The sequence below is a fragment of the Oscillatoria sp. CS-180 genome (genome assembly GCF_028330965.1).
In the GTDB taxonomy this organism is placed as follows: Bacteria; Cyanobacteriota; Cyanobacteriia; order Phormidesmidales; family Phormidesmidaceae; genus Halomicronema.
The window spans coordinates 46,051-73,008 of record NZ_JAQMUB010000032.1; the positions used below are offsets into that span (position 1 = coordinate 46,051).

The window sequence follows — 26,958 nt, forward strand, 5'->3', positions numbered from 1 at the left end:
ATTATCTTGATAGCTTGAACGGGACGACCCGCTCTATTAATAAGCAATAGAGCGGTGTTGAAGCTGATTAATAAATTGTTTTTGAAGAATATCTCTTCCCTACAGGTCAAATGCTTTTTTAAAGGTCAGACTTGAAGAAATATAGCCTCGTCTCCTCAATCACTGTTTGGTTATGTCATCCCTCTAGGGGTTTGCTAGAGTATCGAAGCCAATCGTTCTGTCAGTTTTTTAAACCATTATGGTCTTTAAAGAAAAACCACCCCTCGTTGTCACGATCGGCACAGCGCTTCTTCTGATTGGTGCAGGCGCACTGACTTATTTCGGTTTGCGCTGGCGATTAGCGCGCATTCAAGGACTGCCCTTAGGCGCTCGTGCTGTTCCCCAGGTTGCGATCGCGGCTGTTACGCTCTCCACAGATACAGAACAGTGGCGACAACTGCGGCAATTTGGCACACCTGAAACGCAGACTACTTTTGATCAACAGCTGGCAGATTGGCGCGATCGCTGGTTTGTTCCGTATGGAATTTCTTTTACAGAAGACATTGAACCTTGGGTCGGACCAGAGGTCACAGTTGCTTGGGTGTCAGGCTCTGAAACAGCAACGGAAGATGGCTCAAATCCTGTTGAGCTTGGAGGGCAACAGCGAATGTTGTTGCTGCCTATCGAAGATCCTGAAGAGGCTCAGATTTATGCAGACTCGCTACCAATAGCCTCCGAATCAGCGGAGCAGATTGAGTATCGGGGGGTTGTGCTACAGCAGTTTCTACCCACCACTGGAGACGACAATGAAGCTGTTCTCGTAGGACTATTAGGGACTCAGCTGATTCTAGTTGCAGAAGATGAGTTAGTTGCTCAAAAGGCGATCGATGCCTATAAAGGCGGTAAAAATTTGGCTGATCTAGCAGGCTATCGCCGGTCTTTTGAGCACATTGGGACGTCTCAAGCGTTTGGCAAGCTCTACTTGAACATTCCTGCTGCTGTAGAGCTATTAGCCCAGTCGTCGCAGCCAGCACTCCCTTCCACACTCATCGAAAGTTTCCAAGACAGTCGTGGATTAGCTGCAACTGTCACGCTGGAATCTCAGGGATTGCAAATTCGCAGTACGAGCTGGTTAGGAGCCGATAGCGATTTAGCCTATGTTGACACCAATATCCCGTCTCAACTACCGCAGTACCTGCCCCGTGAGACGTTAGTGCTAGCTTCCGGTGGGAACTTTCAACAGTTTTGGCAGGACTTAGGCGATCGCCGTAACTGGGGTGCTTTCACAGCGCTCGATCCCGATAATCTTGCTCTAGCTTTACAAGGCAGTACAGGACTGACGTTGGAAAATGACCTCCTGCCTTGGATGGGAGGAGAATTTGCCTTGGCGCTAGTTCCGCCTCCAGTTCCAGAATCCCAGGACGATGAAGAAATCGATTTGCCAACACCGGGATTAGCAACCCTAGTGCAGGTGAGCGATCGTCTCCAAGCAGAGCAAGCCTTTGCCAAACTAGATGAAGTTATCGAAAACCGATATCGCTTCACTATCAGCGATGAACCTGCGGGAGATATTGAACTGAGTAAATGGACGTCTCCCTTTGAGTCCCTCACGCTGACCCGGGGTTGGCTTGAAAGCAGTATTGCTTTTCTTACGGTTGGTGATGGCACCGAAGACGCCCTGATTCCAAAACCACGTCGTTCTCTTGCCAAAGCGCCTCTATTTCAACTCACGACAGGGGATGCTCCTTATCCCAACAGTGGTTATTTCTACATCAATCTGGAAGCGATCAATCAAGCAGACGAAAATTTGTTCTTGCCTGCTCTGTCAGTCGAAAATCAAGGGGTCTTGAAGGCAATCCAAGCGCTGGGAGTTACTGCTACCGTTTTAGATGAGCAGCGACTCCGCTATGATCTCTATCTAGCCTTGAAGCGAGGCAACCGCCCAGGCCCTCTACCCAGCACTGAATCAACAGAATCATCTGAAGAAACCGTTTCGGACGAAGCGGCTCCCCTAGAGTCAGCCCCTGAAGAATCGCCTTCAGATCAAGAAACATCAGAAACAGGAGAAACCTCTCCTGAAACTTCCCCTGACACTTCTCCTAGTGATTCTGGGGAGTAAATAGTTCCCAGCAGTAGCCATTCTTCAGCGATGATAGTGATAGAGGCGTGATGAGCTAGTGGTTTAAGTCTCTGAGGATGACACTGATATGACAGTGCGGGTAAACCAATTTTTTGACTGGAAGCAGCAAGGTCGGCCTGTGGCGGTGCTGACTGCTTGGGACTTTATGTCAGGACGTATTGCTGATCAAGCAGGTGCCGATATTGTGTTGGTCGGCGATTCTCTTGCAATGGTTGCTTTAGGGTACGAAACAACTCTGCCGTTGACGTTTGAGGAAATGCTGCACCATGCTAAAGCAGCCCGCAGAGGCGTTGACCAGGCACTCTTTGTGGTGGACTTACCCTTTTTGAGCTATCAGGTCGATATCAGCGGGGCGATGCGCTCAGCAGGACGCATGTTGAAAGAAGCGGGTGCTCAGGCCGTCAAAGTAGAAGGGGGATACCTGCGCATGGCGCAGACTATCGAAGCGCTGGTAGAGTCAGGCATTCCTGTGATGGGCCATGTCGGATTGACTCCGCAGTCGGTTAATCTCATCGGGGGGTTTCGCAAACAGGGTAAGTCACCTGAAGCAGCCGATCGCATCCTACAGGAAGCGATCGCGATTGAGAAAGCAGGTGCATTTTCCATCGTATTGGAACATATCCCCGCTGAACTGGCAAAAACAATTACAGAAACGTTGACCATCACCACAATCGGCATTGGTGCTGGTCAACATTGTGACGGTCAGGTTCTCGTTACTGCTGATGTTCTTGGGTTATCAGACTGGCAACCACCTTTCGCCAAACGCTACGTCGATCTGCAAGAGGCAGGTGTGGATGCTGCCAGACAATTTTGTGAAGATGTGCGATCGCAGGCTTTCCCTCTCTAACAAATCGCTCCGTTCAAAATTTCTATACCGAAGCAAGTTCAGGACGTGCGGCCATTGTTCCAGGCACAGTATTTGCAGTGCAATAAACTTCAGCAGAATTATTCGGACTCTCAATCAGCTTGATTTTGTGCAGACTTGCCCCGGTTTGAGCGATCGGATCGCGCAGCAGGTCTCGAATATGAACCGCAATGTTTTCAGCTGTGGGAACAACTTTCTCAAAGTAAGGAATGTCCTTGTTCAAAAAAGTGTGATCAAACGGTTCGACAACGTGCTGGGCGATCGCGGTCTGCAATTCTTCCAAGTCTGCGATCATACCCGTACGTGAATCAACCTCACCCTTGACAGTGACTTCCAGATGATAGTTATGGCCGTGCCCATTAGGTCGAGCACACTTGCCGTAGATCTCAACATTTTCGTCATAGCTGAGAGTGGGCAAGGCGAGCCGATGAGCGGCGCTAAAGTGAGTGCTAATCGTGAGATACGCTTCCATTCCGTTACCTGTGTAGTCAGCCCAAAGCTCAGGATGTTCAAACAATTGAATCTTGATGATAGGAAGATGAGGTGATAAGCGCTGCCAAATCACCTGGGCCAGATATTCCGTCGTTGGCAGAGTGTCTTGAAACTCCGGCCAAACGTCATTGAGATAGGAAAAATCCAGCTGGCTTGTAACTTCCTGCTTAATAACCTTCTTAACATCAGACAGGTTAAGAACCATGCCGTATTGATCGAGTTCTCCCAGCATAGATACATACAAAACATAGTTATGTCCGTGCCCAGGAGCGCGTGTGCAAGGACCAAACTTTGCTTGGTTTTCGGCTTCGCTCAGCTCTGGCAACCAATACCGATGGCTAGCTGAGAACTGTGCTCGACGATTAATGATGCATTCCATGTTGCTGCGATGCTAATTATTGCATTCTGTAAAGATGCCTTTCCCAGCATAGTCTAAAGGACTGCAACTGTGAGTTGAGGCTCGGATTTTATTGGTGGGATCGAAGGGCTTTATCTATCGAGCGATTCAATGCCCCAATCTATCAAAAGATAGAACTTTGAGTCTGTGATTTCTCTGAATATCGCTCGACAGGTCCAAATAAACTGACTTCTGGCTCTTTCTGTCACAGAATACTCTGTGACTTTTAATTTCATGAGTTGATGACATAGGTCAAAAACAGTATAGTGAGATACAGATATGAGAAGTCGTTCATCTCAGCTAAAGTTTGCATCTTGTCCCTGTGTGGACACGGCCTGAGACGGAAGTAAGGTATGACCTGAAGGAACGCGCCTCTTTACCTGTTGAACTAAACGATCTCACATTTGGAGGCGAGATATGAAACTTTGTTATCGTGGCGTTGAGTACGATTACACTCCCCCGGTTCTGGAAGTATCTGAAAGCGAAGTATTAGGTAGCTATCGTGGCCGCCCTCTTCGGTTTGCTTACGTGAAGCATGTTCCCTTTCCTCAATCTGAGGCAAACCTGACATTCCGCGGTGCAAATTACCATACCAATCGTCATGGTGAGGTTGAGGCGGTTGTTCAAGTGAAGCAAGCTCCCCAAGAACCTCAGTTCAAGCCTGTCTTCGATTCCATGGCGGCGGCTCGACGGACTCTACTGCAAGAGTCTGCACGCGCACATCAGGAAAGCATGAGACGCTCTCTTGAGCGTCGTCTTCAGGTGGCTCAAACCCAGGGAAATGCAGTTCTCGTTCGTCAATTGGAAGCCGAAATGCATCAGCTTGCTTAGAGGTGCTGCTTGAGACTGAGCGTGTTGAGCTTACTTGAGGAATGACTCACTCGTCTGTTTGAAAATTTAACGCTGCTTGAAGCTGAAGAAAAGGGTGTACTGCTAAGTGCACCCTTTTCTGTATGTCAATACTGAACAATTTTGAGGCTTGCAGCTATGACGATTCAGGATGGAATGTGGCTTTAGCCATCCGGTGCAGCGACACTACAGCGCTGGATGTCTGTGCAGCATTTGTCTTACCCGAGTTAGCACTGCATTATCAGGGATGAAGCGCTCCTGATAGCTGCGTTGCCAAATAGCGCTACCAGGAGCGTTTCTGACCAGATTGATCCGTTTTGCTGCGGCTGCCTTGTAGCTGGCAACAAAGAAAGAGAGTTGTCGGGGCTTATGGCTGTTTCTGTTGTACTGGCGCGTTATCGTCGGCTCATCAATATTGACGATTCCTTCCAAACGATTGGGTAAAACGAGCCACTCATCAATGCTCAACTCAGGGTAAGTCTGGGCTGATCGCAACCATTCATCTGCTGCTACCTTGCCAAGGCTATTAAGTTCCAGACGTGCGTCCTCAATATCACCAAACAGTGATTCGCGATTGTACGTGTAGAGCTTGATTAAGTAATAGCTCGATCGCTTAAAGCGTGTCTTTCCATACCTAGGACCAAGAGATGGAACGACTTGAAGCGTGTTAGAAGGATCTTGTTTCAAAGGACTTCTCAAAATAGTTTCCTAATTTATGTCGCTCAATCCATCGGTCTTAGACTTGTAAGGGAAATCTGAGACATTGTTGGATTAGGCGTCAAGATGTTTAAGACGAATAATTTCAAACTTTGCAGCTATAGAGTCTATCTAGAGACTCTATAGCTGCAATTTCGCTCCCTGTCATTGTCCTGCATTTGGTGCATGGGCACCTGCGTAATTTCTGCGAAACAGTGTTGTCTCAGGAGGAAGGTTTTCTAGTGAAATCTTAGGAAAATCCAACTTTTTGAGATGCTCTATAGAAACGATTGACTTGTTTTCATTGGTGGTACAGTCTATTTTTCTATGGGACCTTTAAAGCGGAATTGTGGCTTAAAAATGCCATGAATCCAGTATCTTTTTAGCTTAATATGTATATTTGAAAACATATAATCACATTAATTGGCTAGTGAAAATAGGTGTGATTCCCTTACGGCAATAGCATTTTTTTGCCTTTTGAAAACTAAATTCTGATGTTCACAATGTGTCTCTAAAGAAAACCAAGAATGATTCTTGTGGCACATCCTCAAGGACACTCACCTGTCCCTGATGTTCCATCCGTTGCGCCGGCATTATTAATTTGCTGAAATGTATTGTTGTTTAGTGGATTGATCTGCGGCAAATCAACAATCTGTAAAACGCTGCTGCCAGAGACAAAGAAGTTGCCGTCAAAACTAGCGCTATCAATGCTGATGTTATTTCTGACTACAGCGCATAGTGGGGTCGTTTCATTCTCGTTTCCAAGACTCACGGCAGTAACTGATGTTTCCAGTCGATTGGCTTCAACCGTTAGCGTTGATAGCTGACTGGTATCGTCAGCGAAGGCAAACACACCCGCATCCCCTACCGTTTGAGTTGCGTTATTGCTGATAGTGGCAGTATCCACTCTGCCCCCATCCACCGCAAAAACTCGCAAACCGTCTTCTGCAATTTCCGAGAGCTGGTTGCCGCTCAGTTCTACGTCTGGGAGTTGTCCCTCTGTTTGGGCAAATGCGACTATTCCATCTGAGGCGATCGCCTCTAACTGATTGTCGCTAACTCGAACTTGCTCAATTTGACCGTTATTAGCAGCAAATACTTGAACGCCTGTCTCTGTTGTTTCACTAATTTGGTTTGCCTCAATGTCCAGCGTAGACAATTGACCTTCACCATCGACAAAGACTTGAATGCCTTCGCGCCCAACTTGATTGAGTTGATTGCCCGCTAGCGCTGCTTGGTCTATCTGGCTTTGACCCTGGGCGAACACAAGAATGCCGCCTCCATCAATACCTTGAAGCTGATTGTTTTGCAGGGTTGCGGTTCCGATTTGGCTACGTCCATCCGTAAATACCTGCAAGCCTGTGCCGCCAATCTCGGCAAGCTGATTGGATTGAATGAGGCTACTATCCAAGCTAGACCCGTTATCGGCAAAAACGAGAATACCGTTGTCTCCGATCGCCCCTCCTGTCCCAATCACAGATTCCTCCACAATGGCAGTGGTCACTTGACTGCCGTTATCCGCAATGAGTAACACACCATTCTGACCTGCCGTTATGACTTGTCCACCGCTGAGAATCGCTGACAAAAGCTGACTGCCGTTGTCTGCTTGCATCAGGATGCCGTTAGCACCTGCTGACGCCACTGCCGATTGACTGATAGTGGCCGTGGTGATTTGAGAACCGCTGTCAGCCTGTACCAATAAGCCATTGGCTTCTGCCTGTGCTACCTGGACATTGGTTACCATGGCTGTTTCAACTTGAGAGCCGTTTTGAGCTGAGATCAACAGTCCGTTGCCGTTGGCATTCATGACGGTGGAATCATTGATGATCGCCGTGCCCAGAACACCCCCATTGTCTGCTAGGGCAAGAAGCCCATTACGCTCAACTGTTCCAATTTCGGCAGCTTCGATGATAGCGATTTCAATCACACCGCCCCGATCTGTCAAAATAGCTAGTCCGTTTGCTGCTACCCCTTCAACCGACGTGCGCACCGCCTCGACAGATTGGATCTGCCCCCCATTGTCTGCTAGGAACAGGATCCCGTTACTGCCGCTCTGTGCGATCGCTCCGTCCGTCAGTGTGGTTCTCCCAATTGCCCCGGCGTTGTCCGCTAGAACCAAAACGCCATTACTATCAACCTCAACCGCATCCAAATTGGCAAGCGTTAACCTATCGACCGTACTGCCAGTATCTGCAAGGATGAAGAGGCCATTCTCGCCAGCATCAACGACCTGAGATTGATTAATAACCAGGTCTGACAGCTGACTTTCACCCGTCGTCAAAACTGCAATGCCGTTTTCTTCAGCGTCACTGACCTGATTATCATTCAGCGTCAGTAGCGAGAGCTGACTACTATCAGCTAAGCGAACCAAAATGCCATTTGCGTCCGTGGTAGCGACTTCGTTCTGAGCAATATCCGCTGTCTCGATCGCCTGACCGGAGAGATTCAGCAGAATACCGTTTTGACTAACGGCTTGGACTTGGTTTTGCCGAACTGAAACCTCTCCGTCTACCCGATTCAGCAAGATACCATTGCGGGCTGTTGAAACCCGATTATTGTCGAGGCTAATGGTGGTTACGTCGTTGGCTTGAATGCCGTCTTGGTCTAATCCTGGTGTAACAGCAAATCCTGAGAGGCGAGTGCGATCGCCCAGCACAATGGTTTCTGGTACCGTTGGATGGTCTCCAGTGCCTGAACCCGGCAGATCAACCGTCCCAAACTGAGTCTCGACTGGGTGCACAACCACTGTCGAGAGGACTTGCACGCCGTCTAAGATCGTGAACCCTGATGTCAAGTCTCCTGGCTGCACGAAGACAATATCACCGTCAGCAACTACGGTCATGGCTGAAGAGACTTCTCCAAAGGGATCGCCAAAGCTGCCGTCTCCCCCTTCCCCAACCTGTGGTTGTACGTGCTGAAACCGATAGGTTTGCCCTGTCGTCGGGTTTAGGGCTGCTAAGTTTTGATCGTCCGTCACAATCCAAATGGGCATAGTGCGCTGAACAGGTCGACCTAGCGCAGTGATACCAGGATGCTCGCTCTCTGGGGCAGTTCCACCCCAGCTCAGGCCCGTTTGCAGTAAAACTTGAGTGCCCGAATATTCATCATGCTGGAGGCCCAGTCGCAGATTGAACGTATCAGAAGGATTGATGCCGAGCCCAGCCCGACCCCCCAGAATACTCTCGACGTCAGGATGCCCGTAGTAGTAGAGTCCACCGAAAGCGCTCAGCGGTCCTAAACGACCCAAATCGGCAATCGCTCCGCCAATTTCAATATCCGCTCCGGCCATAGCAACTTGCCGAGTGGTCGGAAAGACAAGACGATTGCCCTGAAAGAAGGGCGCACCTGTCCGAGTCATGTCGGTCGTGCGATCGCCTACAGGAATATAGACGTTGCCGCGAAATTCCCAATCTTCACCAATGCGGTCAAAACCAGCACCGATTTGGTAAAAAGTTTGGTCATCTGTTCCCTGAACGTCGAATCCTAGGTAGCCGCCCAATACCGCTTGCTGATCTGAGGTCAAGGCCCGATATCCTACCAGCATATTGCTACCCAGATCGCCTGTTGTGTTCAGTCTCACCCGCCCTTGTAAAAACCAGAGATCAACACCAGGGGTTTGATAAAGCGGGATAAAACCTTCAACACTGCCGAAGTCTCGGAATCCACCGCCGTCTGTTTGATACTCAATGCCAATGGATGGCTGAATGATGACCGCCAGGGGCGCGTCGGTCGTGTCTGAATCGGTGATCGATGAGGTATCGGGTTCTGCCAGGACAGGAGCCGCAAGGCCTAGTAGCATTAACCCAGTCAAAAGCGGCTTGCAGAAACTTCTCAAACAAAACGGTTGAGCGCGATCGCATGAATATTGTGAAATGTCCTGCTGATTAAAGGTCTTCACTAAATTGTCATGAAAGAAACTCGCATTTTGCCGATATGACATTGGTTTAGAGAGCAATATAAAGGGGGATAGATATAGCTTTTTCGGGTCAGATGGGCGATCGCCTGAGCTGACCTAATACCGTTTAGTCCAATCCACTGGAAACCCAAATAGATTTCTCAGTAAAGCTGTATCAATCTACTTGCAAAATTTGATTGACCCGCAACTTATACGAGAAAAGGCTGCCTCTTGGTCAGAGCGAAAGAACTCTGTGAAGTTACGGTGAGTGCGCTAGACGGAATCAACGAGTGATGTCCGTTCTTGGCTGTTGCTTAGAGGTGACAAATATCCATGCGATTTGACACCTTTGAACCCAATAGCATCTTCAGGCAAGCCCATCACATTATTAACTGGCTGGCAGAATAGAGGCAGATGTGTGCTTCGGGTTAATGCTATGAATACGGGTAAGCGATTTCTCGCCTGGAGTCTGATGAGCCTTTTCCTGACTTTCGGTCTAAATGGCTTGGGATCAACTTCATCGACTGGATGGGCGGCTCAACCGCCTTTGGTTACTGTTGAGGAAACAACTGATTCTGACGCGGCCCCCAACTCTATCGAAGAGACAACCGCTGCTGACTCGACCTCTGGAAATGCTGATGAGTTAACACCGCCTGAGTCAGACGCCGCAACCGAGCCAGACGAGGGCGTTCTCAACTTGCCAGACTTTGAACCCCGACTGCCAGGGGAAAGCATACCCGACGAGATGTCTGCTGAAGAGGATGAATCGACTTGGAATGACCTTGATATTGAGTCCTCGGCAGAAGCGCCTAAGCTGTCTAAACAGCAGCAGATTTTGATTACTGCTGATGAACACTACTTAGCCGGGGATTTTGAAACGGCAGAAATCCTGTATCGTCAGGTCAAAGATGCTGTCTGGCAGGTTGATCCGGCCTCTTTGCGATCGCAGCCCATCTATGACCCTGCTGATTTATCGCCTGCTGGAGCGGTCTATTGGCGAGAGGCGAATGCTGGCTATGACCAGGGCCTGACTCATCGGACAACAGTGCCGCTCGATCTGCTGGTAAGGGAATATCCAGAGTTTATCCCTGCCCACATTTTTTATGCTGAGTATTTGGTTGAGAGCGATCGCGCTGAGGAAGCCGACGCTGTTCTAGACCAAGCGCTCATTGTTTACCCCAGCCACCCTGATTTGCTAATGGCTCGAACGCGGACTCAAATGGTGATGGAGCAGTGGATTGAGGCATCGATTACGGCTAGACAATTTGTGCTTCTGAATCCGGATCATCCAGAGGTTGCTGCCATGGATGAACTTAGTAAGGAGACGCTGAATCGTTTTCGAGCAGAGATGAACGAAGAATTGACGGGTAACCTGTTGGGCAATATCTTCACAGGGGCAGCGGGTCTGCTGCTGACTGGAGGGCTGATAGGTCCCTATACAGCAGTGAATTCTGCGGTAATTCTCATGCAGGGAGAATCAGCCGTAGGTGCGAGTGTGGCTGAGCAGGCCAAAGCTCAATTACCTCTGATCAGCGATGCCGAAGTGGATGCCTACGTCAACGGTATTGGTCAGAAGTTAGCAAGTCTAACTGGACGCGACGAATTTAACTACGAGTTTTACATCATTGATGACCCTGAGTTAAATGCCTTTGCCTTGCCAGGCGGCAAAATTTTTATCAACGGTGGAGCTATCTTAAAGGCCAATTCAGAGGCGGAGCTAGCAGGGCTGCTGGCCCATGAACTTGCCCATGCAGTGCTCTCTCATGGTTTTCAGATGGCGACTAACAGTAATTTAGTTAATAGCGTTGCTGGCGTTATTCCGGTTCCTGAAATTGGTGGCATTGCTGCCGGACTCGCCTTCAGCAGTTACTCTCGTGAAATGGAGCGGCAGGCCGATATTCTGGGCACTCAGCTCCTCTCCGTTGCCGATTATGCGGCAGATGGTTTGCATAATCTAATGGTGACCTTGCAGGCGGAGGCTGGCGATCGCGGCGGCATTCAGTGGTTCTCTACTCATCCCGCCCCTGCCGAACGTGTTGACTATCTGAAGCAGATCGTAGAAGTGGGTGGTTACAACCGCTATGCCTATGAAGGTGTCGCCACGCATTTAGCCATTCAAAGTCGAGTGGATAGGTTGTTGACGAAACCGGAAGAAACAGAAGGAGCGGAGTAAGGTTTGAGTTTTGCTTACTTGTCCTTCTGTCTTCATTTATTGCGGAATTGGGCGTCAGGGGCACAGGCCGTTTAAGCCTTCTGCCTTCATCCTTCTGCCTTCATCCTTCCATCTTCGCCAACGATCGCCTTCATTCCTTCTAGGGTTGCCGGAATGGCGCGGGGATCCATGAACATAATCTTGCTGCTGTCGCTAGCACCAATTTGCTGGCCCATTTCTAGGTAGTTTTGGGCGAGTAGATACTGGAGGGCGTCTTTGGCTTGAGGATCGGAGCGCAGTTTGTCCGCAATAATTGCCATCGCCTCAGAGGTGGCTTGTGCCCGCAACACAGCTTCCTGACGAAAGGCTTGAGCCTTTAGGACGATCGCTTTTTGCTGGGCCTCAGCATCAAGAATGGCGGCTTTTTTACCCGATTCGGCTGACAAGACTTCGGATTCTGCCTGTCCCCGAGCACTGTTCACGGCAGACTCTCGCTCTCCTTCGGAGGTTAAGATGGAAGCCCGCTTGCGTCGTTCTGCTGCCATTTGCAGTTCCATTGAATCCTGCACGGCTTTGGATGGCATGATGTCTCGCAGCTCGACCCGGGTCACTTTCACGCCCCAGGGATCAGTGGCAATATCCAACTCACGTAGCAGCGACTCGTTAATTTCGGATCGAGCCGTAAACGTTTCGTCTAACTCCAATTTGCCCATCTCAGATCGAATCTGAGTCAGGACTAGGTTGACCATGGCTGCCTGCAAGTTTTCGACCTTGTAGTAAGCCTTTTCAAGATCTACAATGCGCCAGTAAACGACAGCATCGACTGAAATCGAAACGTTGTCCCGCGTGATACAGGACTGGGGCGGAACATCCAGAACCCGTTCCCGCACGGTTTGCTTAAAAACAACCTTGTCCACAACGGGCACGATGAAGTTTAACCCTGGGGTCAATTTCTTACCGTTGTATCGACCCAGAGTCTCAACCAGAGCTTCATCGCTCTGGTTGACGATTTTGACCGCACTGGCAGCAACGCCACCGCCTAATGCCAGTACGAACAGAAAACTCAAGGGGTTCATATTGAAATCCTCTAAATTCGGATGAAATGTCGTAACGAATGAAACGTGAATTAACCCGCGATCGCCCTAGCGAATACTGTGTTCTGGCATGATGAGCAGCGTGGTTCCCCGTCGGCCAATGACGATAACAGGCTCATCTGCGCCAATGATGGCTTCACTATCTTCACAGCGGGCTTGCCAGGAATTGCCTTCGTATAGGACTCGTCCGGCTTGGCCGGGGGCGATCGCGGTTAGTGTTCTGGCTTCGGTTGAATCCGCCAGGATGTAAGGAGTTTGCTTAGGCACAAACCGCTTCAGTGCCCAAGTTGCCAACACAGACAGCACCATCCAGACACCAACTTGAATGCTGAACTGAGGCACGATCAACGCGACCACAGCAACGGCTAAGGCGCTCACACCCAAGGTCGCTTCAACAAAAGCAGTGGGCAAAAACAGCTCCATCAAACAGAGCACGGCACCAACAATCAGCCAAAACAGGGGAAGACTCATAGCCTACTAAACGAAAAAAACTGTGAAGTTGCTGAAAGATTACCCAATCGCTGACAGAAAGATCTTCAAATTCTAAGTTCTGCTTTCCTGAAATTTAGCCGACACGCCTTGAAAGCTCCATTTTTCATCCGTCGGCCCATAGAAAATCTGATGCCAAAGAAGAAGGTAATGCTTCGTAACTATGATGGCTTTGTTTTCGTCGCATTATCTACAATCAGCACAATTCATTTAGGTTTGTCAGGGCTGTTTTCCCCGGTTCCTGCTCACCTTGAGCCGAAACCAACGAGCGAATCATCGAAAATCCACTAGGATTAGGCCAAGCAGCCCCGGTGCTAAATACGGGCGATGTTGTGATTGGAGACAAACGAACCAGGAAATGATGAGTGCTGAGCGAGTAGGGTCTCAAACGCGAGTATGTCTCTGGGTAATGGGCGCAGGTGCCGATACTGTGCCTGAAGGTGAAACGGTGGGCGATCGCTACGAAGTTATCGCGCCACAAATTTGGCGAGATCTGACTCCAGATAGTCCGCCTCAAACACCTGACTCCATTCCAGACACGGTGCTGCCCTATCTCAAAGCTCATCATCAGCGTCTACACGTACCTGGCATTTACGACGTAGTGGTTCACAGGGGAAAAGCACCTCTAATACTGCTTGAAAATGCCCCGGTGAATGCTCGCTCTGGTGAACTGTATCCCACTTTGTTGGAGCAGTGGGGGCGAGTCTCGTCGGTGCGTCAGATATCATGGCTATGGCAAAGCTGGCAACTATGGCAGTCTTTGCAGCCGTTGGGGACGGCAGCCAGCTTGCTAGACTTCGACATTGTGCGGGTGGAAGGTTGGCGGGTGCGGTTGCTGCAACTGATATCAGATCCCAAGTCCCCTTCCTTGAAGGATTTGGGACGACACTGGCAGAGGCTGATTGAAGACGCTAGACCCACCATCGCTACAGCCCTTTCTCAGGTCTGCGATGCTTTGATTTCTGGCTCAATGTCGCCAGAGCAGTTGACGATTGACCTGAACTATCTGCTGCTGAAAGAGTCAGCCCAGCAGCGTCCCCGGTTGCGGATGGCCGGAGAAACCCATCCCGGTCCCAACCAGTCGCGCAACGAAGACGCCTGTTATCCAGAAGGGGAGCAGCCCGAAATTCCGACGCCCCGAATTGCCATTGTGTGTGACGGCGTCGGTGGTCATGAGGCGGGTGAAGTCGCCAGTCAGATTGCCCTGCGAGCACTCCAGCCTCAGCTTCAGGGACTCATAGCGGAATCGGGACGAGAAGAGAACGCAGTGCCACCCCACGTCGTCGCCCAGCAGATTGAGGCTGCCGTTCGGGTCGTTAACGATTTGGTCAATACGCAGAATGATCTGCAAAACCGGAGCGATCGCCAGCGCATGGGCACCACGATTGTCATGGCGCTAGTGGTACCACAGCGGCTGAAAACACCGCAGGGGTGGATTCAGGTTGACGAACTGTACCTAGCTCACGTCGGAGATAGCCGCGCCTATTGGATCACGCCGGACTATTGCCATCAGCTCACCGTTGACGACGACATTGCCGGACGGGAAGTTCTCGGCGGTCGTGCGTTTTACACAGCTCTTCGTGATCGCCCTGAAGCCGGAGCACTGACTCAGGCGATCGGGACACGGGGGAGTACCTATTTGACCCCTCACGTTCAGCGATTTCTTTGGGATGAAGAAGGGGTGTTGCTGCTGTGCTCCGATGGCTTGAGCGACAATCAGCAAATTGAGTCCGCTTGGGCCAACTACATTGGCTTGATTACCAAACACATCATTTCTTTGCCGTCGGCGGTTGCCTCTTTGATTGAACTGGCAAACCAGAAAAACGGCCACGATAACGTTTCCGTCGTCTTGGTACACTCAAAACCCGCCCTGGACGGTGCTTACACCACAACACCAGATCCTGAGGCAGCTTCGTCGGAAACACCTGAAGACGACTTGACCGATGCTTCTAAGGCGCTGCTCTATGGCGAAGAGGAAGAAGTTGCTACTGTAGGGACTAACACTTCTGAAGGCGCTCCCAGAGCTGCTGTTCCTCGCTGGTGGGTAATCACAGTAGCGATCGCGATCCTCTTCTTCGCTGGTGTCGCCGGATGGTGGGTCGCAGGTCAGATAGCACCTACTGAAGAATCCAACGAAACAGAGCTATCAGAGTAACTTTTGAAGATGGGAAAACCCTAGCTGGCATAAGATCAATTTTGTTTGAAGAGGTACTGGATGCAGAGTTGTCTGCAAATGTTTGTCGTAAATGACTGCTTCATGGCCACCCATTAATGAACGAAAATATCGTCAATTTTTTATATGGGGCTTTAGGTGGCGGCATTGTAGCAACAAGCTTTCGCATTGCAGAGACCTATATTATTGCTCCTCGCTTTACCCAGTCGATTGACGCGAAGAAAAAGCTATTTGCTTACGCCAGACCTCTGAGCTATGCCTGTTATGAATTGAACTATCGCCTTGATGCAATTTCAATTAAAATAAATGCTTTCAATGAAACCAGAAATTCGCTCAGGATTTCTCCTAAAGAGGCTAGTTCAATCGATTGGTTTACTAAGGAAGGCTATTACGTCACGTCAACGGCTTATCTGATCGCAACGGTTTCCTGCTGGATTCAGCTCTATGAAAGAGACGTCGTGTTTCTCCAATTTGGTCGTTCATCCTTAACCAAATGCTTTTTTGAGCTCATTGAAAACTTTAAGAATAGTCTTTCGTCTTCTGGTAGTATCCTTTGGTTCCACTATGTCAATGGTATTGGAGAACTGTTAGTTGCTGAAGCAGGCGATCGCCCAATGAATTTATCAGAATTTACCTACAAACTCTATCGAGATGAATTGTTTCGCGACTATTACGATCAGCTTTTTGTCTTCATCAATCAGATGGCAGAAGGACAACATTTGGAAACACTTAAAAATACCATTAACGCCATAGCTGAAATCGAAGCCTTTCTGGTTGAAAACAAAATTACAATCGCAATGAGCTGAACGCTCATCCAACCGTGTCTTGGCTCGTGTCTTTGAAGAGAGATATAAATTTCTGAGGATATATTCTGAAGCCTACGGAAGCAGGAAAATGGTTGCAGTTCTCAACAAGCCCTCGTCCCTAGTTCATGAAATCCAGCTTGAGAGAGTTGGAAGTTGGAAGTTGTTTAAGTTCAGTCAATCTCTTCAGTTGAAAATGGAAATGCTTCTAGAAAAGAAGAAAACTGAGCAAATAACTCTGGACGAAGTTGCTGAATTGGATGCAATTGGAGAGCTAGATCGTATCTTTACTCACATTAATGCAATGCTTGCGGCTCAAGATGCCGATTAACGATGAACTCAAGCAGTCTATTCGGAGACGCGCTAACTACGTCTGTGAATATGGTCATTCTCCAGAACAGTTGAGCGCCAATCGGTTTACTGTTGATCACATTATTCCAAAGTCCATAGGGGTTCTGATACGCTCGATAATCTTGCGCTTGCTTGTCGGCGTTGCAATGAGAGGCGCTACAATTTTGTCGCAGGAGTTGATCCAGATACTCAAGAAATTGTTCCTCTTTTTAATCCTCGTCAGCAGAAGTGAAAAGAGCATTTTTTGGCTAAGGCAAGGCATTGTGATTAAAGGTATTACGGCAATTGGTCGTGCAACCTGTGTACGACTTGATCTAAACGATGATCGTTGTCCGGAGAACGATTCTATTCAAGGAACAAGGCGATTTTGGGTAAAGACTGGGTTACATCCACTAGCAGACGACCCATACCAGGATTAAGGTTTTCCCAATCTGGAGATGACACTACGTACTACCGATCATGCTTGTGAACTGTCCACTCATTCGTCCACGCAAGCTCAAAACGACTATGTAGAAAACTCTGAGCGCTGGCCTGATTTCAGCCACTTCGATGTCATTATCATTGGCTCTGGAATAGGTGGTCTGGTGACGGCGACCCAATTGGCTGCCAAAGGACTGCGGCCTCTTGTATTGGAGCGCTATTTAATTCCAGGGGGCAGTGCAGGTTACTTCGAGCGAGACGGTTATCGTTTTGATGTTGGCGCGTCGATGATTTTCGGTTTTGGGCAACGGGGAACCACCAACCTCCTAACGCGGGCATTGGCGGCGGTCGGCAAACAGATAGAGACTGTTCCCGATCCGGTACAGGTTCACTATCGGTTGCCCAACGGACTCGACATTCGAGTGCACCGAGATTACGACGCCTTCCTGACCGAACTGGGCGATCGCTTCCCCCATGAACGCCAAGGCATCCGCCGCTTCTACGATGCTTGCTGGCAAGTCTTCAACTGCCTAAACTCTATCGAACTGCTTTCTTTAGAAGAACCTCGCTACGTTACTCGGGTGTTTCTACAGAATCCGCTGGCCTGTCTGGGACTAGCGCGACGATTGCCCGCTAACGTGGGTGGGTTAGCACGACGCTTTCTCAAAGACCCAGAACTACTGCACTTCATCGATATGGAATGCTACTGCTGGTCAGTGGTTCCTGCCGACAAGACGCCGATGATCAATGCGGGTATGGTGTTCAGCGATCGCCACTATGGTGGTGTCAATTACCCTAAAGGCGGTGTCGGTCGGATTGCTCAAACACTGGCAGAGGGACTGGTGGAAGCGGGTGGCTACATTCAATATCGCTCCCGGGTCAAGCGCATTGTGACGCAAGCAGGACGGGCGATCGGTGTAGAACTGGCCACAGGAGAACGTTACACTGCTGACCGAATCGTCTCTAATGCAACTCGCTGGGATACCTTTGGCACGCTTTTAGAGCAGCCGTCCCTCCCCTCCGTAGAACGCCGCTGGCAGTCTCGCTACACCCAAGCCCCCAGCTTCCTGAGCTTGCATTTAGGCGTACGGGCTGATGTGATTCCCCCCAACACGGACTGCCACCAAATTCTGCTGGAGGATTGGGCCGACTTGGAAGCCCCCAGCGGCACGCTGTTTATGTCGATTCCGACGCTGCTGGACCCCAGCTTGGCTCCTTGCGATCGCCACATCATTCACGCCTTCACGCCTAGCTGGATGACAGACTGGCAAGGACTTTCAGCTAACGATTACGAACAGCAAAAGCAAGCGATGGCAAATCAAATCATCGAGCGATTGGAGCGTATTTTTCCTGGCGTGAAGGAGGCGATCGATCACTGCGAAATTGGCACCCCACGAACTCATCGCCGCTTTCTGGGGCGGGCAAACGGCACCTATGGTCCCATGCCTCGGCATAAGTTACTTGGATTGTTGGGAATGCCCTTCAATCGCACCCAAATTCCTGGACTTTATTGCGTTGGGGATAGCACCTTTCCTGGACAAGGGCTGAATGCTGTTGCGTTTTCAGGATTTGCCTGTGCCCATCGTATTGCTGTTGATCTAGGAGTTTAGTCAAAGTCAAAAGGAATTGAATCCTTAGTAGCGAGCATTTAGCGTTTGCAGTTTTCTCAAGCTGAGTGCTACAGCTACAAGTGGACCCTCAAAACTCTCCATTCAAATTCTTTTCAGCAAGCTTTTCGACTTTAGAGCTACTGTAGAGTGGGAACGCCGTGCCTTCATCGATCAATTCTTAGATTCATCTATCGTCAAGCTGTTTGAGACGTCAACTCTACCGGAGAGCTTATGAGGTTTGCGGCTCGGCTACTTACACCAACGATTATTGGCCTTCAATTACTATCGGTTCCCCCAGCCACTGCTGCTGGACCCTACACCGATCAGCTTGCGAATTGTTTGATTAGTTCCGTTACCGAAGACGATACAACTGCTTTAGTGCAGTGGATGTTTGCTTCCTTATCGCTCCACCCAGCCGTAGCGGAAATGGTACAGATCACAGATCAGGACCGAGCACAGCTCAACGCAACAGCCGCCAGTGTCTTTCAGACCCTCCTTGTTGAATCCTGTAGTTCACAGGCTAGAGAAGCGATCCGCAATGAAGGATTATCATCATTGGAAACCAGTTTTGGACTTTTTGGAGGAACGATTGGAGGCGAAATAGCCTCGAACGCTCGCGTTCTACAAGGTTTATCCGAAATCGAAAACTATCTAGACATTGATCCTATCGTGGAAGCCTTAATGGAAGAATAGCCTAATATTCTTACGGCCAAAGCGGATCGCTCTCAAGTTCAATAGGCATTTCGAAGGTGACCCTTTATTCTCAAGGCAAGGACAAAATGGCGGTGGCATGGGTAGAAAGCACAAACAAGGGATAGCGAGACAGGTCAACAGCACACCTAGCCCAGGCAAAATCCAGTTTTCCACAATGAACCGTGACTCGGAAGCGGATGACTTTAGCTTGGTGGATTACAACTATAGTTTGCCGGGGAGTGCACCAGGAACTCTCAATATTCCCGATGATGCTGAGCCGACGGAACTGGTTCTCATCAGCTATGACGCTAAGGAATCTGTTCGTAAAGAGCTAGAAACTCCAGAAGACTGTTTGCCGTATCTAAAAGAAGGTAGGGTGTGCTGGTTGGATGTTCGAGGTTTGGGAACAGAGGTAACCTTACGGAAAGTTGGCGGAATTTTCGATTTGCATCCCCTCGTTTTGGAAGATGTGGTGAATGTGCCTCAGCGCCCCAAGCTGGAGTTCTATGAAGATCATCTTTTGATGATTGTGCATATGGTGCGTCCTGCTAAAAAGGGGCACGGGTTTAGCCCGGAGCAAGTCGGGTTTGTTATGCGGCATCATGTGCTGCTGACGCTACAAGAAGAGAGTTTGTGGGACTGCTTTGAGCCAGTGCGCGATCGCCTCCAGCGTAACCTGGGTGTCCTGCGACAACGAGGTGCAGGCTATCTGGCCTACACTCTTTTAGACACTATTGTCGATGGTTATTTTCCCGTGTTGGAAGACTATGGGGAGTATATTGAAGTGCTAGAAGATGAAGTTGTCGCTCGACCCACGCGGAAGACATTAGAGAAAATTCACGATTTGCGACGAGAATTGTTGATGCTTCGCCGCTATGTTTGGCCTCAGCGGACCGTTGTCAATAGCTTGATTCGAGACGGCGGTGATTTCTTAACCCAAGAAAACCGGATTTATCTTCAAGATGTTTATGACCACATTATTCAGATCCTAGACATTCTAGAGACCTATCGCGAGGTGTCTTCTAGCTTGATGGATGTCTATCTGTCGTCCGTCAGCAATCGGATGAACGACGTTATGAAGCTTCTGACCATCATCTCAACTATTTTTATTCCTCTCACCTTCATTGCAGGAATTTATGGCATGAATTTTGATCCTAGTGCTTCACCGTTCAATATGCCGGAACTCAATTGGTATTGGGGCTATCCGGTTTGTCTAGGTACGATGGGGGCAATTGCGATCGCGCTATTTATCTTCTTTTGGCAACAGGGATGGTTCGAAAATTTCTCAGCTCCCCCTTCTGAAAGCGATGGCTGAGGGGTCCTAAACAGTATCAGGATCGACCCCCAATTCCCGTAACCGCGCGGCTAAGCGATTGGCTTTTTCCTGTGCCTGCTCTGCCTGCTGTTGTGCTTGTTCTGCCTGCTGTTGTGCCTGTTCTGCCTGCTGTTGAACTTCCTCTGTTTCCTGCTGGGCTATTTTTGCAGCTTCGGTCGGGGTCGGTACAAGTTCACCGTCGGGTGTGAAAAGTCGCAGTTTACTTTCACGGATTCCCAAATAGAGGTCTAGCTGCCGGCTCCATAATTGACCCGCATCGTTGGGTGCGATCGGCTGATATTCGCCTGCCATTAAGACAAATCCTGCGAACTCCAAAGTGTCTGGATCAATCCAAAAATATTCTGGCGTGCGAAAAGTATCCTGATAGATCTGCTTTTTGGTCGTGCGGTCTGCCTTGGCAGTGGAATCAGATAAGACTTCAATAATGACGTTGGGATACTTGCCGTCCTCTTCCCAAACGACCCAGCTCTTACGGCTACGACGTTCGGTATCTAGCACCACAAAAAAGTCAGGTCCTCTAAAATCTTGATTCTTGATTTGCTTAGGGCTGAAGTAGATAGTTAGATTTCCTGTGGCAAAAAAATCGTTTCTGTCTTGCCAAAGCCACTCTAGGCTTGTGATTAGCAGCAACATTTGCCGCAAATGTAAATCTGTTTCCAAGGTTGGCTCGTCACTATACAAATCGCCAGGGGGCACCGCAATATCTGGAATTGCGGGGATTGTCTCAATATCTGAGGCTTCGGCGGAGGCAGTAGACGGAATGTCCTTTGCAGTTACCATGACGAACGCATGTACGCATAAAAATAGTGAGTTTATTCTAACGTATGGCTTACAGGGCACAGGATAAAAAACTCAACATCAGAATACCCATTAAGCGGTAGGTTTTTAAGGGACGTTACTGGTCCCAAGAACGGTCATAAGGTGCTGTCGAAGTTAGGGAGTGCAGAGAGCAATGGAATCAAGTTTTTTAACCACCGTCTTTCTACCCTTGGCCTTATTCATCATCATGTTGGGGATGGGTTTGAGCCTTACACTGGCTGATTTCAAGCGCATCTTGGTTGAACCCAAGGCTGTTCTGCTGGGGCTAGTGGCCCAATTAGTTGTACTGCCAATAGTCGGCTTTTTGCTGGCAAGTCTTTTCCCGCTTTCACCCGAGTTAGCAGTTGGCGTGATGATTTTAGCTGCCTGTCCTGGTGGTCCGACTTCAAATCTGGTGACCTATCTGGTGCAGGGAAACGTTGCTCTATCAATTACGCTTACTGCCATCAGCAGTTTGGTTACTGTCTTCACCATTCCTTTGATAGTTAACTTTGCCATGCAAAGCTTTATGGGTGAAGCAGTTGCCTTACGACTACCATTCCTAACAACAGTCATCCAAATTGCCGTAATCACGCTCATTCCAGTGATGCTGGGCATGGTGCTACATCATTACACACCGCGCTTTGCTGCCACAGTTGAGCAGTGGGTTAAGTGGCTGTCACTGTTCTTCTTAGCATTGATCATTGTGGGCTTGCTAGCTAAGGAACGTGCCAATGTTGCCAGCTTCTTTCTGCAAGTGGGCTGGGTTACCCTCACCTTGAATGTTGTCACGATGGCTTTGGGATTCGCGATCGCTGCTCTAACCAAATTGGACATCTCCAGTGCCAAATCCATCACCGTTGAAGTCGGTATTCAAAACGGCACCTTAGCGATCGCGATCGCCAGTGCCCCAACCTTTCTCAATATGCCAAGCATGGCGATTCCAGCCGCAATCTACAGTCTCATCATGTTTGCCACGAGCGCTGTCTTTGCAGGATTAGTCAGACGTCAGCAAACCACAGTCAGAAGCTAAACATTAAGCTGCCGCTCCATATGGGATGTTGTATTGGACCTCCTTAGTTATCAGCATTTGGCTGAAGATAATTAGAGGTGCAGCATCTGGAACTGTGGGATTTGATACGGCTTTAGCCAGCTGGCTTGCCGTCTTGTCCTAACGGAACTGACAACAGCTAGGCCTATATATCCTTTTGCTACTAAATATCTACCTTTTTCGATATGCCGCTGAATAGGACGGTGCGATATGATTCGCCGTGCATTCTGCAGAATTTCTTGATCCACTTAAAAACAATGTCATGTATCTGATTGTGATAGGCGCAGAGGTCGAGGGTCGCCGATTTATCGAAATGGCTGTCGAGCAGGGGCACGAAATCACCTTGATAGAGAGCAGTGAGGAAAAGGCACGTCAAATCCTTAAAGAGAACGACATTCGTGTTTTGCATGGAGACATTGCCGACAACGATATCTTTAAAGAAGCTGAGGCAGCGCGAGCTGATGCGGTGGTGGCTTCCTCCTATGACGACTCTAAAAACTTGATGGCAATGGTGCTAGCTCAGGAGTATGACGTCCAAGCTCGCATCAGCCTTATCAATCAGAAATCACACAGCAAGATGTTTGAAAAGCTGGGTGTCAAAGCACTCAGCGATCCGGCTGGAGTTGTTGCCAGTCGGTTGCTTGAATTCCTGCGCTGATAATGGGTTTAGACAGACTGGGTGGTGGCAAGCGGCTTTTAGGGGAAACATGGATATTCAGATTGGAGCGGTCAGTCGCGACATTAGCCGATTTTTGCTGATTCCAGTAGGCATGGCACTGGGGTCGCTACCTGTGTGTCTTCTTAGCCAAGAGTGGTTTGCTCTTGTCCCCTTTGTGATTACAGTTCTGAGCGGAGGGGCACTCAGTTTCCTACTGTATCGCCTTGGACACAAAAGCCACGATGCATCTTTACCGCAGGTCTTTATCAGTGTTGCCCTGGGCTGGGCCGTTGTCGCTATTTTCGGCGCTTTGCCTATTTGGCTCACAGCGTTATCCGTTGGTGCAGAAGCGACACCAACACTGGCTTATTTTCAAAATGGTTTGAATGCCTTGTTTGAAGGTTTTTCGGGCTTTACCAGCGCTGGGTTGACGATGGTAATTCAACCGAGCAGATTACCTGTCAGCCTTCAGTGGTGGCGATCGCTCATGCAATGGGTAGGGGGCGTCGGCGTGATTGTACTAGCGTTAGCTCTGATGGAACCGACTCAAAGCCAATACGTGCTTTATCAGGCTGAGGGACGGCAGACTCGCATTCGTCTAACTATCGGTCGCACGGTACGTCGAATTTGGATCATCTACACAGGCTATACCGTCGCCAGCGTTATCCTATTTCGCATCTTCGGCATGACTTGGTGGGAAGCCCTTAACCACAGCATGACTGCCATTTCGACTGGCGGCTTTAGCGTTACTGATGGCAGCATGGGAGCCTACAGTTCTGCCATCAAAGTCACCATCATTCTGGTGATGATTTTAGGTGCGATCTCGTTCAACATGCACAACCAGCTTCTCGTCAGGCGGCAGCTATTGGCCCTTTGGCGAGATCAGCAGCACTTTTTGCTAATCGTGCTGTTGATTGTGGGATCTATGCTGGTTGCGATCGAGCACTACCTGACAGTGGGTCAATTTGCTTGGGTAGATACTGTGTTTCAATGGGTCTCGGCGCTTACGACCTGTGGATTTAGCAGTCAGTCCATTCAGTTTTGGAGTAGTGGCAACAAGATTTTACTCAGCATCGCTATGATTCTTGGGGGTGCTGCCGGATCTACTGTAGGCGGACTTAAGCTAGAGCGAGTTTTGGCCTTGTTTGAATCAGTTGTTTGGCGGCTTCGAAGAATCAGTTTGTCTCCCCGTCAGATGACGCTGCGACACATCAATGGCCCACCGATGAAGCCAGAGCAGGCTAGTCGGCAGATCGAAGATGCGACTGCCCTCACACTACTCTGGATTGGATGCATTGTTATCAGCGTTCTGGTTCTGCTGCGGTTGGTTCCAACGGAGTACAGTTTGAGCGACGTTATTTTTGAATCAGCGTCGGCTTTGGGGGCTGCTGGATTGTCCGTTGGCATTACTGGACCGACGCAACACTGGCTTGGCAAATGTGTGTTGATCTTTTTGATGTGGATGGGGCGTTTAGAAATTATTCCGGTGCTGGTCTTGCTGTACGCTCCTTGGGGCTACCTGCTTGACAGTCGGCGATCGTGGTTTGGATAGTGCCCCAATAAGCTGAACCGTTATGTGAATTTCGATTCCATATCTAAGTTTTTGCTGCATGAAAGTGAAATTGCGGTTATTGTTATGCAGCATCAGTATCTTCGAGATTGAGAGAGGCGATCGCGTGGACCATCGAATGACAGGCAGAATCTCTTTGCCCACAACACGTCGCAACATGACCTAAGTCGCAAATTTGCTAAGCTTTTCCACAAGATAATTGCGTAGAGAAGGCACAGACATGTTTTCCTGGCTGCGCTGGTCTGATCGCAACGATGAATGGATTGAGACGTCCGAAGAGGCCCTTTACCAAGAACGTCAGCGTGTTGAACAGGCTGAACAGCGGGCCAAGCAAGCGGAACGGCAGGTGTTTCAGGTTGCTCGCAACTTGGCTGAAACAGGGATGGAGCCAGTGGAAATTGCGACAGTGACTGGACTGACCGTTGAGCAGGTGCGATCGCTGCTAGCAGACCCTTGAAGACTAACGCAACTTCGGCTTCGCGACGTTAACGAGTAAGTCTCATCACCTGTAAAGTTGACGTCAATCACGTCTTGCTCAAAGAAAGTGGAATACTGTGATTTTTAGGGGAGCTTGATGTGCATCAACAGCTCAGATTTAATAGCCTTATCACGTAATTAGGTTGTACTTTTTCCGCAAACCGGACAGCGTTAAATGGTTCATCTCTAGTGTATTAAAAGATATTTTGATTTCGCTTTTAGCCAGATTATCTAATTCAGATACCATAACTAAATTTGTGGGGTCGCGTTTATGCTTGTTCATCGATTAACTGCCGTTGTCGTAGTTGCTGTATTGTCTACAGTTTTGCGAACAAATCTTGTTCCGGCTGTTGATCGAATGGTAGTCCCAGCCGAAGGTAGCTTTTCGATTCTGTCTGCAAACGCTCCAACTAACGTTCAAACATAATCGGAAATCGGTCGTTTTAAATAGTCAGAAGGAGGAGTTTTCATTCAATGAAAACTTCTCCTTTTGCTTGCCTTGTTGAGATATCTAGAGATTTTGCAGCGAACACTATTCAACATCAATTACGGCAACGTCAATGTTGTTGGGTGTCGCAGCGTTGTTCTCAACATTTTCGTCACGCTTATTTATACGTTCCAGAAAAAGTTGGGAGATTTCTGCAAAAAGCAGTGTTGCGATCGCAGCATCATCAATCCAACCAATGATGGGAATGAATTCTGGTGCAATATCGATAGGTGAGATTAGGTAAAGCAAAGTTCCACCAATCAAATACCACCGATACTTTGGATGCCGCATTGTAGCTTTATACCAGTTGTAGAAAGACTGCACAAAATTATCCATGGGAGCGAAAACCTTCCAGCTGCTTCTCTTTCTATTCTCCCTAAAAATGCCTTGATCTAACAGTGTAGAAAACTGACGCATTTATGGGGAGAACCGTACAATCAACAATTTACAAAAATAGAAGAGTTGACCTCTCTGGCGATAGATGTCAACTCTACACTCGGTGCTGTAATAACAGGGTATATGGGTCAATGAGCATTTTCTCACTTGTTCTTTTGCACCATATAGAATGATTACTTTAATAATTCGTGCAGGGAGTGATCGATGGTCTACAAAGAGCCTTGTTGTTCTATTTCAACAAAGATAAAGTGGTTTTGTCTTTTTTTGGATTGAGATAAGCAGATGGAGATAAAGGTGCTCTTTATCCTAGCCTTAACCCTAAAGCTGGCAAAATGCTGAAGTAGGTCGTCTTAGATCACATTGACACTTGTTCTTTTTTTGATCATTGATTTTAGGGAACTTCTATGAAAGTTATTCGTTGGCTCAAGTCATTTATTCCCCTTACGCTTGTATTTTTGTTGGTAATAACAGCCTGTACTTCTGCACCCTCAAAGTACGATGAGGTCCAGAAAGACACGACTGGTCTTAAGGCCCCTGCTGCGGTGGAAAAAGCCGCTGAGGCAGGCGGAACTTTTAACCAATTTTTTCCAGAGTCAGACGGTAAGTATCAGGTTGTTCCATCCCAAGAGAAGAAAGGGTTTGCAGAATATAAGCTCAAGCGTGACGGTGAGACCTTGGCGATGTTGAGCATCAACGACACCATCAGCTTGCCTGCAGCGGCAGCTAAGTATGAAAACTCAGCAGACTCTATTGCTGGCTTTCCTTCTGTACAGCAGGGGACAACGGCGACAGGGCTTTTAGTCAATGGTCGTTATCAGGTCAAAGTCCTGTCACGGGCTCAGTCCTTCTCTGCTGAAGATCGAGCGGCATGGCTTGAAAAGTTTGATCTCCAAGGACTATCTAATCTAGAAGCTAATACGAAAGCGTTTCGTCGCGCTCAAAAGAAAGCGGCCCCTGTGATCACTCCAACCCCACCCCTGGTCAAGAAACCTGTTGTTGAGCCGGAAACGGTTCCAACACTAGTTCCTCAACCCGCTGGCTAACAGTGTCGTCCTTTGAATATTACGAGTACCGCTCAATTTTAGGA

The 26,958-nt window shown here is 48.8% G+C and carries 22 protein-coding genes, 1 pseudogene and 1 riboswitch; of the genes and pseudogenes, 16 read left to right on the forward strand and 7 right to left on the reverse strand.

Going from position 1 to position 26,958, the window contains the following annotated elements:
• Nucleotides 1-238 precede the first annotated feature (238 nt).
• Nucleotides 239-2,098: a DUF3352 domain-containing protein gene (locus PN498_RS07150; protein ID WP_272062035.1), complete on the forward strand. Its 1,860-nt coding sequence runs from the start codon at nucleotides 239-241 to the stop codon at nucleotides 2,096-2,098.
• An 88-nt stretch (nucleotides 2,099-2,186) separates the two neighbouring features.
• Nucleotides 2,187-2,966, forward strand: a complete 780-nt coding sequence (gene panB / locus PN498_RS07155; protein ID WP_272062036.1) for a 3-methyl-2-oxobutanoate hydroxymethyltransferase — start codon at nucleotides 2,187-2,189, stop codon at nucleotides 2,964-2,966.
• 22 nt (nucleotides 2,967-2,988) lie between these two features.
• Here the strand turns inward: panB and PN498_RS07160 are convergent, their stop codons facing one another.
• Nucleotides 2,989-3,855 (reverse strand): 6-carboxytetrahydropterin synthase, encoded by an 867-nt coding sequence (locus PN498_RS07160; protein WP_272062037.1) that lies wholly within the window; start codon nucleotides 3,853-3,855, stop codon nucleotides 2,989-2,991.
• 304 nt (nucleotides 3,856-4,159) lie between these two features.
• Nucleotides 4,160-4,246: riboswitch (Glutamine riboswitch) on the forward strand.
• Nucleotides 4,247-4,290: 44 nt separating this feature from the next.
• On the opposite strand from PN498_RS07160, the gene pirA reads away from it, so the two are divergent.
• Complete coding sequence (pirA, locus tag PN498_RS07165) at nucleotides 4,291-4,704, forward strand: arginine synthesis PII-interacting regulator PirA (protein WP_272062038.1); 414 nt, start codon at nucleotides 4,291-4,293, stop codon at nucleotides 4,702-4,704.
• A 204-nt stretch (nucleotides 4,705-4,908) separates the two neighbouring features.
• Here pirA and PN498_RS07170 read toward each other — a convergent pair whose 3' ends face one another.
• Nucleotides 4,909-5,409: a hypothetical protein gene (locus tag PN498_RS07170; protein WP_272062039.1), complete on the reverse strand. Its 501-nt coding sequence runs from the start codon at nucleotides 5,407-5,409 to the stop codon at nucleotides 4,909-4,911.
• A 556-nt stretch (nucleotides 5,410-5,965) separates the two neighbouring features.
• On the reverse strand, nucleotides 5,966-9,358 hold the full coding sequence (locus PN498_RS07175) for a beta strand repeat-containing protein (protein WP_272062040.1): 3,393 nt from the start codon (nucleotides 9,356-9,358) through the stop codon (nucleotides 5,966-5,968).
• Nucleotides 9,359-9,749: 391 nt separating this feature from the next.
• On the opposite strand from PN498_RS07175, the gene PN498_RS07180 reads away from it, so the two are divergent.
• A complete protein-coding gene (locus PN498_RS07180) occupies nucleotides 9,750-11,486 on the forward strand; it encodes a M48 family metallopeptidase (RefSeq protein ID WP_272062041.1) in 1,737 nt (578 codons plus the stop codon).
• Between the two features lie 86 nt (nucleotides 11,487-11,572).
• Here the strand turns inward: PN498_RS07180 and PN498_RS07185 are convergent, their stop codons facing one another.
• The gene (locus PN498_RS07185; protein WP_272062042.1) at nucleotides 11,573-12,541 is read right to left on the reverse strand and encodes an SPFH domain-containing protein; all 969 of its coding nucleotides are present in this window, start codon (nucleotides 12,539-12,541) and stop codon (nucleotides 11,573-11,575) included.
• A gap of 66 nt (nucleotides 12,542-12,607) precedes the next feature.
• On the reverse strand, nucleotides 12,608-13,030 hold the full coding sequence (locus tag PN498_RS07190; RefSeq protein ID WP_272062043.1) for an NfeD family protein: 423 nt from the start codon (nucleotides 13,028-13,030) through the stop codon (nucleotides 12,608-12,610).
• A 376-nt stretch (nucleotides 13,031-13,406) separates the two neighbouring features.
• On the opposite strand from PN498_RS07190, the gene PN498_RS07195 reads away from it, so the two are divergent.
• The 7 genes and pseudogenes from PN498_RS07195 (at nucleotide 13,407) to corA (ending at nucleotide 20,413) form a co-directional block, all read left to right on the forward strand.
• Nucleotides 13,407-15,203, forward strand: a complete 1,797-nt coding sequence (locus tag PN498_RS07195) for a PP2C family protein-serine/threonine phosphatase (RefSeq protein ID WP_272062044.1) — start codon at nucleotides 13,407-13,409, stop codon at nucleotides 15,201-15,203.
• 116 nt (nucleotides 15,204-15,319) lie between these two features.
• Nucleotides 15,320-16,027: a hypothetical protein gene (locus tag PN498_RS07200; RefSeq protein WP_272062045.1), complete on the forward strand. Its 708-nt coding sequence runs from the start codon at nucleotides 15,320-15,322 to the stop codon at nucleotides 16,025-16,027.
• 88 nt (nucleotides 16,028-16,115) lie between these two features.
• On the forward strand, nucleotides 16,116-16,355 hold the full coding sequence (locus PN498_RS07205; protein WP_272062046.1) for a hypothetical protein: 240 nt from the start codon (nucleotides 16,116-16,118) through the stop codon (nucleotides 16,353-16,355).
• A 141-nt stretch (nucleotides 16,356-16,496) separates the two neighbouring features.
• Nucleotides 16,497-16,607: pseudogene (locus tag PN498_RS28570) on the forward strand (HNH endonuclease); the annotation flags it as partial.
• A gap of 205 nt (nucleotides 16,608-16,812) precedes the next feature.
• Complete coding sequence (gene crtH / locus PN498_RS07215) at nucleotides 16,813-18,405, forward strand: carotenoid isomerase (protein WP_272062047.1); 1,593 nt, start codon at nucleotides 16,813-16,815, stop codon at nucleotides 18,403-18,405.
• Between the two features lie 231 nt (nucleotides 18,406-18,636).
• Nucleotides 18,637-19,098 carry a hypothetical protein gene (locus PN498_RS07220; protein ID WP_272062048.1) on the forward strand — a complete coding sequence of 154 codons (462 nt, stop codon included), beginning with the start codon at nucleotides 18,637-18,639 and terminating at the stop codon, nucleotides 19,096-19,098.
• Nucleotides 19,099-19,273: 175 nt separating this feature from the next.
• Entirely contained in the window at nucleotides 19,274-20,413 is a 1,140-nt protein-coding gene (gene corA / locus PN498_RS07225; RefSeq protein ID WP_272062049.1) for a magnesium/cobalt transporter CorA, read from the forward strand.
• Nucleotides 20,414-20,419: 6 nt separating this feature from the next.
• Here corA and PN498_RS07230 read toward each other — a convergent pair whose 3' ends face one another.
• On the reverse strand, nucleotides 20,420-21,214 hold the full coding sequence (locus PN498_RS07230; RefSeq protein WP_272062050.1) for a Uma2 family endonuclease: 795 nt from the start codon (nucleotides 21,212-21,214) through the stop codon (nucleotides 20,420-20,422).
• Nucleotides 21,215-21,386: 172 nt separating this feature from the next.
• Between PN498_RS07230 and PN498_RS07235 the strand changes: the two genes are divergently transcribed.
• The 4 genes from PN498_RS07235 (at nucleotide 21,387) to PN498_RS07250 (ending at nucleotide 24,968) form a co-directional block, all read left to right on the forward strand.
• Nucleotides 21,387-22,265, forward strand: a complete 879-nt coding sequence (locus PN498_RS07235; protein ID WP_272062051.1) for a bile acid:sodium symporter family protein — start codon at nucleotides 21,387-21,389, stop codon at nucleotides 22,263-22,265.
• 238 nt (nucleotides 22,266-22,503) lie between these two features.
• Nucleotides 22,504-22,941: a potassium channel family protein gene (locus PN498_RS07240; RefSeq protein WP_272062052.1), complete on the forward strand. Its 438-nt coding sequence runs from the start codon at nucleotides 22,504-22,506 to the stop codon at nucleotides 22,939-22,941.
• A gap of 49 nt (nucleotides 22,942-22,990) precedes the next feature.
• Nucleotides 22,991-24,493, forward strand: a complete 1,503-nt coding sequence (locus PN498_RS07245; protein ID WP_272062053.1) for a TrkH family potassium uptake protein — start codon at nucleotides 22,991-22,993, stop codon at nucleotides 24,491-24,493.
• Between the two features lie 238 nt (nucleotides 24,494-24,731).
• Entirely contained in the window at nucleotides 24,732-24,968 is a 237-nt protein-coding gene (locus PN498_RS07250) for a hypothetical protein (RefSeq protein WP_272062054.1), read from the forward strand.
• Between the two features lie 552 nt (nucleotides 24,969-25,520).
• On the opposite strand, the gene PN498_RS07255 is transcribed toward PN498_RS07250, so the two are convergent.
• Nucleotides 25,521-25,811 (reverse strand): YkvA family protein, encoded by a 291-nt coding sequence (locus PN498_RS07255; RefSeq protein ID WP_272062055.1) that lies wholly within the window; start codon nucleotides 25,809-25,811, stop codon nucleotides 25,521-25,523.
• 464 nt (nucleotides 25,812-26,275) lie between these two features.
• Here PN498_RS07255 and PN498_RS07260 point away from each other — a divergent pair, with 464 nt between their 5' ends.
• Entirely contained in the window at nucleotides 26,276-26,914 is a 639-nt protein-coding gene (locus PN498_RS07260; protein ID WP_334312229.1) for a hypothetical protein, read from the forward strand.
• Nucleotides 26,915-26,958: the final 44 nt, after the last annotated feature.